Origin of the sequence: Thalassobacterium maritimum (assembly GCF_031127805.1) — a bacterium.
In the GTDB taxonomy this organism is placed as follows: Bacteria; Verrucomicrobiota; Verrucomicrobiia; order Opitutales; family Coraliomargaritaceae; genus Thalassobacterium; species Thalassobacterium maritimum.
In genome coordinates this window covers 1-364 of sequence record NZ_JARXHW010000276.1, presented here as the reverse complement: position 1 = coordinate 364, position 364 = coordinate 1, and the positions used below count along the sequence as shown (strand labels likewise).

General features: G+C 50.3%; 1 pseudogene. It reads left to right on the top strand.

Going from position 1 to position 364, the window contains the following annotated elements:
* Window positions 1-364, top strand: a pseudogene (locus tag QEH52_RS20325) (IS4 family transposase); the annotation flags it as partial.

The following is a 364-nucleotide window of genomic DNA, read 5'->3' as shown; positions in this document are numbered from 1 at the left end:
TGGGCAGTCGAGTTGTTCTTTCGTCACATCAAAACCACGATGGGCATGGAAATGCTCCGATGCAAAACCCCGAAAATGGTGCGCAAGGAGCTGCGAATGTTCATCATCGCCCATAACCTGATCCGATCCCTAATGCAAGAGGCTGCAAGCCTTTACCTGTGCGATCTGACGCGCTTAAGCTTCAAGGGCACTGTCGATACCTTACGGCAGTTTTCCTACGCCATTTATGCCGCGAAAGATGCACCACGAACCCGTGCTAGAATCTTTGACGAAATGCTTCTGGTCATTGCGAGCGAGAAGGTTCCCTTGCGAGAGAATCGTAGCGAACCTAGAGCACTAAAGAAAAGGCCCAAACCTTTCCAAA